This is a genomic window from Humibacter sp. (assembly GCF_051954055.1).
Lineage (GTDB): Bacteria > Actinomycetota > Actinomycetes > Actinomycetales > Microbacteriaceae > Humibacter.
In genome coordinates this window covers 1-8,687 of sequence record NZ_JBQCIE010000080.1, presented here as the reverse complement: position 1 = coordinate 8,687, position 8,687 = coordinate 1, and the positions used below count along the sequence as shown (strand labels likewise).

Here is an 8,687-nt window from a genome sequence, read left to right as displayed (position 1 = left end):
CCCGTCAACCGTGAACTACTGGATTATCGATAGATAGACTCATGCGCGTGTCGAACACATCGGCTTCACAGCCCGAGACGAACGCCGCACCCGATGAGGTCGCGGCGCAGAGTTCCGACCTCGATTCGCGAGCGGCGCTCCGTCGGAGCCTGGAGGCGGAGCGCGGCAACCTGGGCCGCGATCTCCTCTCCGACCAGGTGTACGACCTCGTGCGCCGACTCGTGATGGAACAGGCACTCAAGCCGGGCGATCGCGTGGTCGAGCTGGAGCTCTCCCAGCGGCTCGGCATCAGCCAGGCGCCCGTGCGCGATGCCGTCAAACGGCTCGCGTACGAGGGGGTGCTCACGCACGTTCCGCGCCGCGGCCACTTCGTGACCGTCGCACTCGAAGAAGACCTCGAGCACGCCATTGCGGCGCGCACGATGATCGAGCGCACGTCCGCACGCCTCGCCGCCACCGAGCTCAGCGCCGACGCGCGCGCCGAGCTGGAATCGATCGTCGAACGGATGCGCGAGGCGGCCGCGCTCGAAGACATCGCAGCATTCCGCGTGCTCGACTTCTCGTTCCATCGACACGTGTGCATCGCGGGCGGCAACCCGCTGATCGTCAAATGCTGGGATGTCATCGAACCGGCCCTACGGTCTTCTCGTGCGGTCGGCGACCCGCTGTTCCGCGGTGACTGGAGCAAGATCGCGGACGACCACGCGCAGCTTCTCGGCCTTCTGCACGCCGACACCGCTGATGCCGCAGCCGAGGCGTTCGCCAGACACGCGTCTCTGCTGAGCCCGTAGTCGGGGCTGAGCCCGTAGCCGGGGCGGCACGGCTGGCACGAGGCACTCGACACGCGAGTCACCTCAGGCCAGTCGCGCCTCGACCGCATGGAGCCTGAGCCGCAGCGCGACGCGCACCCGTTCACCCGCCGGCAGCTCGACGCTGACTCGTGAAGGGCCGTCGACGCCTAGCGTGGTCTCGGCGCCGGTTCGCAGGTTGCGCGTCACGGCGTGCTCGATCACGTGCTCGCTGAAGCCGCCCGCCTGCAGCACGATCTCGGCAGGGCTGTCGCCCAGGTTGACCAGTTGCACAGCCGCCGGCTCCGGCTCGATGGACTCCACCAGGGCTGCTACGCGCGGTGGAAGTCCCGGGCGTCCGGACGCCCGGTCGAAGTACCGCACAAAGGCGTGCTGCAATCCACCGTTGTACAGCGCTTGCGGCGCCCCGAGCGCAGTCATCGTCAGCGCCTCGGTGACGACGGGGTTCACACGCTGCCACCGGTCCTGATCGAATCCCGAGGCAACATCGTCAGCGCGCAGTGCCCTCAGCCTCTCATCCACCTGACGATGGGCGACGGCGAGGAAGGATGCGGCGAACCGCTCGACGTCGCCGTCTTCGAGAGCGGCGAACCAGGCATCCTCGTGACCGGCCTCCTCCTTGTCGCGGAAGGGGCGCACACGGTTCCAGTCCCATCCTCCGCGGATCCGCATCGTCTCCAGGCGCTCCCGGTCGCCCGACCGTCGGCCGTGCCACCACAGCCACACCGGGAACGCGACCTGCGGCGGCTGATAGTCGAACCATCCGTCGAGCGAGTACCGGGTCGGCCACAGCTCGAGCTCGGTCGTGAACTCGTCGTCGAAGTGGATGCTCCAGCGACGCTTCATGGTCATGGCCCGGTCGGACGGAACATCGCGAACCACCTGCCGTCGCACGGCGTCGAGGATTCCGGAAGCCAGGTCGAGCGCTCTCGCGTCCCCGCTCACGGTGAGCATGCCGGCACCGGCATTGAGCGCGGCCGGCAGCAGGCTGTGGATGCCGTGCGGCCAGGTCCACCCGTAGAGGCCACCGAACCACGACGCGACAGGCTCGCCGCCGACCGACCCGTCTGCGCCCACGTTGTCGGGCAGGAGTCCTTCATTGTCGCGTGCCCGCACCATCCAGGCTGCGACGTATCGTTCCACCCAGTCGCGCCAGCGGCGCTCCCCGGTGAGCAGCCAGGCGAGTGTGACGAGCGACACCACATTGAGGTTGACGGCAACGTCGCCCGACCCGAACCGCCGCTGCATGGCCTCGGCCATGCGCTCCGCGTTGCCCGGCTTGTCCAGGTCGTCCCACGTTTCGATACCGGGCAGCCCGACGATGGGAAGACCGTACGGTCGCAACTCGACGCGTTCTGTGCCGAACCGGGGCAGTTCGTCCTCCAGGCCCGGCCGCGGACCGCGGGCACCGTTGTGCGGCGCCCTGATCATGTCGAGCTCGCCGTCGTAGTTGTGCGCGGCCGAATCGGGCAGGTAGAGGGAGGCGAAGCGGATGACGGCATCGCGTAGCTCCACGTTCTGCGGAGCCGCGACGCACAGTCCGTAGAACAGCTCAAGCCCTTCGCCGATGTGGAACCAGTCGTAGCCGACCTCGAAACCGTCGCGAAAGAGACCGAGCTCCTCGAGCTGTTCCGTCACGCCGCGCCACACCCGCAGGCTGCACTCGAGCAGCTCGGGGCTGCCGCCGATCGCGTACAGCGTCGGCCAGTTGAAGATCGCCTCGAGAAAGTCGTCCGCGCCGTCGCGGCCGATCGGTCGTCCGCCGGGCGTCAGTCGTCCGTCGGCAGCCACGTACTTCGCCGCGAACTCGCGCCACGCGTCTTCGAGCCGCTCACGCAGGCTGACCTGCAGAAGCGCCCACTCCGGTACGGTCATCCCTTCGTGGCCCCGACCGTGAGGCCGCTGATGATGTGCCGCTGCATGTAGATGAAGAAGATGATGACCGGTGCGATCGCCAGCAGGAGGTTCGGGAACACCTTGGTGAGATCGGTCGTGTACTGGCTGATGCCGGTGTAGATCGCCGTCGTCACGGTGTACTGGTTCGATGAAGGCCCGAGCAGGATCTGCGGGCTGACGAAGTCGTTCCAGAGGCCGATCGAGTTGAGGATGAGGATCGTCACGACGGCCGGCCGCAGCAACGGGAAGATGATCGTCCAGAACGTGCGAAGGCGTCCGGCCCCGTCGATCGAAGCCGCCTGATCGATGTCTCTCGGCACCGTCGAGATGTAACCGACCATGAGGAAGATGCTCACCGGGAGCGTCGTCGCCGAGTCGTAGAGCACCAGCCCGGCGAAGCTGTTCACCAGACCGAGCGTTCGCAGCACGTAGATCGCCGGGATGACCATGGCTGCGCCGGGGATGAATGTGCCTGCCAGGAAGTACAGCAGCAGCAGGCGGGTCTTGCGGCTCGTGCTGCGTGCGATGACGTACGCGGCGGGCCCGGCAAGGGCGATGCAGATGATGTCGACCGCGATCACGATCGACGCCGTGAAACCGTACGCGGCCACGACGTTGTACTCGGGGCTCGTGATGGCCGCGATCAGCGGCTGAAGCGTGAGCCGGTCGAACGGGATGCCGAACGGCTGAGCCTGGATGTCCTGCTGCGTCTTGAAAGCGTTGACCAGAAGGATGTAGGCCGGACCACCCATGAGCGGCACGAGCAGCGCGAGCATGATGATGCGCCCGACATTCGGCCGCTGCCGCTGACGTCGCCGCCGCGGCTTCCGGACCGCCTCGGCCGCCATCGCTTCGGCTGTCATCATCTCGGCGCTCATGCGTCGCCTCCTGCCGCCCGATCGCTGCGGTTGCGCAGGGCCGTCACGAGCAGCGCGAGCGCCGCGGAAACGATCATGAGGAAGACCGCCTGGGCGTTGGCGTAGCCGATCTTCGTGCTTCCGAAGGACTGCACGAGGATGACGTACGCGTAGGTGGAGGTCGCACCGGCCGGTCCTCCACCGGTGAGGCTGACCACGATGTCGTACGCGCGCAGCAGACCTATCAGATTGAGTATCAGTGCCACCGTGACCACCGGTGCGATCATCGGGATGACGATGTGCCGGTTGATCTTCCAGCGGCTGGCGCCGTCGATCTCCGCCGCCTCGATCAGCTCGAGCGGAACGGTCTGCAGCGCCGCGACGAAGAGCACGACGTTGAAGCCGAATCCGGCCCAGACGATGACGGCGATGAGGGAGATGAGGGCGAGGTTCTGCTCGAAGAGGAACCCGACCGGTCCGATGCCGAACGGCGCGAGAAGCGTGTTGAGCGCGCCCTTGGTTCCGAGGATGGCGTTCCACAGGAACCCGAGGATCAGCGCGCTGATCACGTGCGGGTAGTACGTCAGGGCCCGGAACACCGAGTTTGTTCTCGACTTCTGCCGCAGCGCCAGGGCGTATGCCAGACCGAGCCCGATCTCGAACGCCGAGCCGAAGATCACGATGAGCATCGTCACCCACATCGAGTGGGTCGTATTCGGGTCCTGGAAGAGATGCAGATAGTTCTGGATGCCGAGGAAGTTCGCCTCGGAGAAGCCATCCCAGTCGGTGAAGCTCAGGTAGATCGCAACGATCACCGGAACGACCATGAGCACGGAGTAGAGCAGCACCGCGGGGCCGGCCATGCCCAGCGATACCGCCGTATCCCTCAGCCTTCTGTTGCGTTTGCGCGCCGCAGCGCTCTCCCCGGAGCGAGTCCGGGGAGAGCGTGCATCGGCGATCACTGCGCCTGCGAGTCCCACCACTTGTCCAAGTTCTCCGCGACCTGCTGCGGGGTCGACCCCGAGTACAACGACTGGATCTGGCTGCCCAGCTCCGTCGAGTATCCGGGCAGCGGCTGCTCGTCCGCGGCCTCGACGAAGGCGCCGGGCGAAGCATCCACGATCTTCTGCACGCCCTCGCCCAGGCTCGACATCTTGTAGGTGTAGCCCTTGCGGAAGTTGCCGTCCGCGGCGAGCTCACTGGCAACCGCCGTCTTGTCCGTCGTCAGCCACTTCACCAGGTCGATCGCCGCCTGCTGGTTCTTCGACTGCTTCACCACGACGTACGGATCGGCGATGTTGCTGAACTGCTTCGTCGGGTACTTTCCGGTGGTCGGCATCGAGAAGACACCGAACTTGTCACTGACGTTCGCCTGGTCCGCAGCGGGGACGAAGAACGAGCCCATGATGTACATGGCCGACTTGCCCTCGAGGAAGTTCGTCTGCCCGTCGGCATACGCGAGTCCGAGATCGCTCTTCTGCAGGTAGCCCTTGTCGACCCACGACTTGTAGGTCTTCAGCGAGTTCATGTAGTCCTTGTCGCCCGCGAACGTGACCTTGCCCGCCCGTCGCTGGCTGATCCAGTCCGGTGTCTTGGTCATCGTCGTCGAGTCGTTGAACAGCGTGAACTGCGACCCGGTGACCCACTGACCGGCCGTCTGCAGCGGCTCGTAGCCGGCATCCTTCAGCTTGCCCATCGCCTCGGTGAACTGCGAAACCGTCTTGATCTTCGTTGCATCGAGGTCCGCCTTCTTGAACGCCGCCTTGTTGTAGAAGACGAGCGACTGCACCTGCTGGCCCGCCCCGACGAGGTACGTCTTGCCGTCGATCTTGTAGTTGTCGACGAGCGGTGTGTCCTTCGTCCACGACTGCTTCGACAGGTCGGTGAAGAGCTTGGCCGTCGCCGCGGTCGGCGTGACCTGCTGCACGATGTCCGGCGGGTCACCGGCCGCGAGATCCTGGTTCAGCTTGTCGCTCGCCGAGATGGTGCCCGTGCGTTCGAGTGCGACGGTCACACCGGGGTTCGCCTTCTCGTACTTGTCGAACAGCTTCGTCCAGTACGCGACGGTGAGGTTCGGTGAGATGTTGACGATGACTCGTAGGTGCGCTGCTGCCGACGCCGTCGTCGTCGTGCCCGACGAACCGTTCCCGGAACAGCCGGCGAGCACCATTGACGCTGCGCCGGCGATCACTGCAACGGCGCCGACGCGCCGCCAGATCCCCTTGCCTTTCATTCCGACTCCACTCTGATGTCTGGGGGTGAGGCGAGAAAAGAGACCTTAGCCTCGTTGCTCGTATCGATCTTCGCTCGCTCCGAACGACTATCGATAGTCGAAAGAATCGCATGACCTGACCCCGACGTCAAGCCGCGGCCGCTCACAGGCTTTCCCCGCCATCGATCGGCAGCGAAACGCCGGTGATCATGGATGCCTGCGACGAGGCGAGGAACACCGCAGCGTTGGCCACGTCGGAAGCGGTCACCCATCGCCCCAGCGGTTTCCTCGTCGCCTGCTCTGCGAGCCTTGATTCGATCTCCTCCTCGGTTCCGCGCATCGTCGCACGCAGCATCGGCGTGTCCACGCCGCTGGGGCACACTGCATTCACCCGGATGCCTTGACGCGCCAAGTCCACGGCCAGAGTGCGTGTCATGCCGACGAGCCCGGCTTTCGCCGCCGCATACCACGGCGCTCCCGGGTGGGCTCGCAGACCGGAGGTGGATCCCGTGAATGTGATGCTGGCGGCATCAGAGCGAGCCAGAAGCGGCGCCAGAGCAGTCACGCAGTTCGCCGGCCCCTGCAGATAGAGCTCGAGCATCGGGCCCAGGTCGGCCTCGACCCGTCCAGCGCTCAGGAACACCGCGTCGATCCGCCCGAATTCGGCGACGGTTCGCTCGGCGAGCCGCTCGAGGTCGGCGAGCACACGGATATCGGCCGGCGTGAAGATCGCGCGCGACCCTCCACGCAGCAGGTCTGCCGCTGCCCGTTGCCCGCGTTCCGCGTCGACATCCGAGATGCTCACCTTCGCGCCGCGCGCAGCGAACAGCTCAGCAGTGGCGAGGCCCATTCCCGACGCACCGCCGATCACCACCGCGACACGGCCTTCGAAATCCCTGCCGCCGCCCATACGCCCCACCAGTTGCGACTCGTCGCTCTCGCGGCCCGATGTCAGCGCCATATGCATCCTCCTCGATTTTATGAATACTATCGTTCATCGATAGTCGCTACGATGCTCTCAACGACGGCGACGCATCCGCGACCCACCCAGCGTGCCGGATGACGGCGCGGCAGGTCGAGGGCTGCCGGCACCGCGTTAACCCCGTCGCGAACCGCGACCAGAAAGGACGGCGAGCTCATGCCCGTGCTCGATCTGCCCATCGACCAGCTCCGGCGCTACCTGCCGGAAAGCACCGATCTGCCCGACTTCGACGAGTTCTGGCGGCACACTCTCGCCGAGCACGGGCATGGTGGCTCGGCGGCGAGATTCGAACCGGTCGCCTCTCCGTTGGAGACGATCGATACGTACGACGTGACCTTCCCCGGCTTCGACGGACAGCCGGTCAAGGCGTGGCTGCACCTCCCCCGCCATCGAGACGGCGAGTTGCCGTGCGTCGTGCAGTACATGGGCTACGGGACCGGACGGGGAACGCCCGTCACGCTGCAGAACCTGCTCTATAGCGCAGCGGGATACGCGAATCTCATCGTCGACAACCGGGGTCAGGCGGGCAGCGACACCGTCGACGGCGATGGCACCCAGGCAGCGCAGGCATCCGGATTCCTCACCAAGGGCGTGCTGAGCCCGGAAACCTTCTACTACCGCAGGCTCATCGTCGACGCGGTTCGTGCCGTGCGCGCTGCGACGGAGTATCCGGAGGTCGACGCCACGCGGGTCGCGGTTGCAGGCGGGAGCCAGGGCGCCGCGTTGGCGCTGGCCACGGCGGCTCTCGACGACACCCCGATCGCCGTGCTCGCCGATCTCCCGTTCCTCAGCCACGTCAGACGCGCGGCCGACGTCGCATCCGCAGGGCCCTATCTCGAGCTCACCGAGTTCGGGCGAGCACGCCCGGAACTGGTCGACAGGATGTTCACCACACTGAGTTACTTCGACGGCATGAACTTCGCGGCCCGGTCCACCGCTCGCGCCCGATTCTCCGTCGCCCTCATGGACGACGTGGCCCCCGCCTCGACCGTGTTCGCCGCATACAACCACTATGCGGGGCAGAAGGCGATCGACGTTTACCCGTTCAACGGACACGAGGGCGGAGGACAGCTGGCGGCGGAACGTCGCCTTGCCTTCCTCGGCGACATCTTCGGCGACGCCGAGACGCTGGCGGAGGCGGAACGCCTCGCCGAGATCGACTCACTCGCATAGAAACCCGTTCGGAACGCTCGAGCACTACTCTGACCGCATGGCCAGACGCATCCCGCTCGAGGGCGCCGAGATCGAGGTGGTTGCCGCGTTCGAGCACTGGGACGGCTTCTACGACGTCATCGGCGTGAAGAAGCCAGGTGGCAAGGGGTGCTGGTGCATGTCGTACCGCGACACGAGCGTCCCGGATCGCGCCGCGTACATGAAGGCGGAGTGCGAACGACGGCCGGGCCCCGGCGTGCTCGCGTACGTCGACGGCTCTCCGGCCGGCTGGTGCTCGATCGCCCCGCGTTCCACGTACCGCAGGCTGATGAACTCCCGCACGATACCGTTCGTCGATGACGAGGATGCCTGGTCCGCAGTCTGCTTCGTGGTCAAGCCCGCGTATCGCGGGCAGGGCCTGATGAACATCCTTCTCGACGGCGCGGTGCGGCACGCGCGAGAGAACGGCGCCCGCTTCGTCGAGGGGTATCCGATCGACGTATCCGCCGAAGGACGCGTCGACGTCATCTCGGGCTACGTCGGCACCACCGCGTTGTTCGAGCGCGCCGGCTTCGAGCGGGCGATGAAGACCACGGCGCACAGCGGCGGCCGGGACCGCTGGATCATGCGCAAACAGATCGGCTAGCCGGCCCACCGCACTTCGCCCGCCACGGAGCGGCTGGCTCCAATTCACCCTCTATGGACCTCCCGTCGCACGCCGGTGTGCGCGAGCATGCCGGTGAGCATCCAACGATCCGAGGTCTCACAAGTGACGACAG

Annotated in this window: 8 protein-coding genes; 3 read left to right on the top strand and 5 right to left on the bottom strand. The window is 66.2% G+C overall.

Annotated elements, in window-relative coordinates; all coding sequences use genetic code 11:
• The first annotated feature begins 47 nt into the window (after nt 1–47).
• Entirely contained in the window at nt 48–791 is a 744-nt protein-coding gene (locus tag ACTHNC_RS08660; protein WP_440294197.1) for a GntR family transcriptional regulator, read from the top strand.
• Between the two features lie 63 nt (nt 792–854).
• On the opposite strand, the gene ACTHNC_RS08655 is transcribed toward ACTHNC_RS08660, so the two are convergent.
• From ACTHNC_RS08655 to ACTHNC_RS08635, 5 genes are all read right to left on the bottom strand, one after another.
• A complete protein-coding gene (locus ACTHNC_RS08655) occupies nt 855–2,684 on the bottom strand; it encodes a hypothetical protein (protein ID WP_440294196.1) in 1,830 nt (609 codons plus the stop codon).
• Complete coding sequence (locus ACTHNC_RS08650; protein WP_440294195.1) at nt 2,681–3,583, bottom strand: carbohydrate ABC transporter permease; 903 nt, start codon at nt 3,581–3,583, stop codon at nt 2,681–2,683. Before ACTHNC_RS08650 ends, ACTHNC_RS08655 begins: the two co-directional genes overlap by 4 nt.
• Nucleotides 3,580–4,425, bottom strand: a complete 846-nt coding sequence (locus ACTHNC_RS08645; protein ID WP_440294194.1) for a carbohydrate ABC transporter permease — start codon at nt 4,423–4,425, stop codon at nt 3,580–3,582. The genes ACTHNC_RS08650 and ACTHNC_RS08645 overlap by 4 nt, the downstream gene beginning before the upstream one ends.
• A gap of 95 nt (nt 4,426–4,520) precedes the next feature.
• Nucleotides 4,521–5,795 carry an ABC transporter substrate-binding protein gene (locus tag ACTHNC_RS08640; protein ID WP_440294193.1) on the bottom strand — a complete coding sequence of 425 codons (1,275 nt, stop codon included), beginning with the start codon at nt 5,793–5,795 and terminating at the stop codon, nt 4,521–4,523.
• A 142-nt stretch (nt 5,796–5,937) separates the two neighbouring features.
• The gene (locus tag ACTHNC_RS08635; RefSeq protein ID WP_440294192.1) at nt 5,938–6,735 is read right to left on the bottom strand and encodes an SDR family NAD(P)-dependent oxidoreductase; all 798 of its coding nucleotides are present in this window, start codon (nt 6,733–6,735) and stop codon (nt 5,938–5,940) included.
• 177 nt (nt 6,736–6,912) lie between these two features.
• Between ACTHNC_RS08635 and ACTHNC_RS08630 the strand changes: the two genes are divergently transcribed.
• Both ACTHNC_RS08630 and ACTHNC_RS08625 read left to right on the top strand, forming a co-directional pair.
• Nucleotides 6,913–7,929 carry an acetylxylan esterase gene (locus ACTHNC_RS08630; protein WP_440294191.1) on the top strand — a complete coding sequence of 339 codons (1,017 nt, stop codon included), beginning with the start codon at nt 6,913–6,915 and terminating at the stop codon, nt 7,927–7,929.
• A gap of 37 nt (nt 7,930–7,966) precedes the next feature.
• Nucleotides 7,967–8,554 (top strand): GNAT family N-acetyltransferase, encoded by a 588-nt coding sequence (locus ACTHNC_RS08625; protein WP_440294190.1) that lies wholly within the window; start codon nt 7,967–7,969, stop codon nt 8,552–8,554.
• Nucleotides 8,555–8,687: the final 133 nt, after the last annotated feature.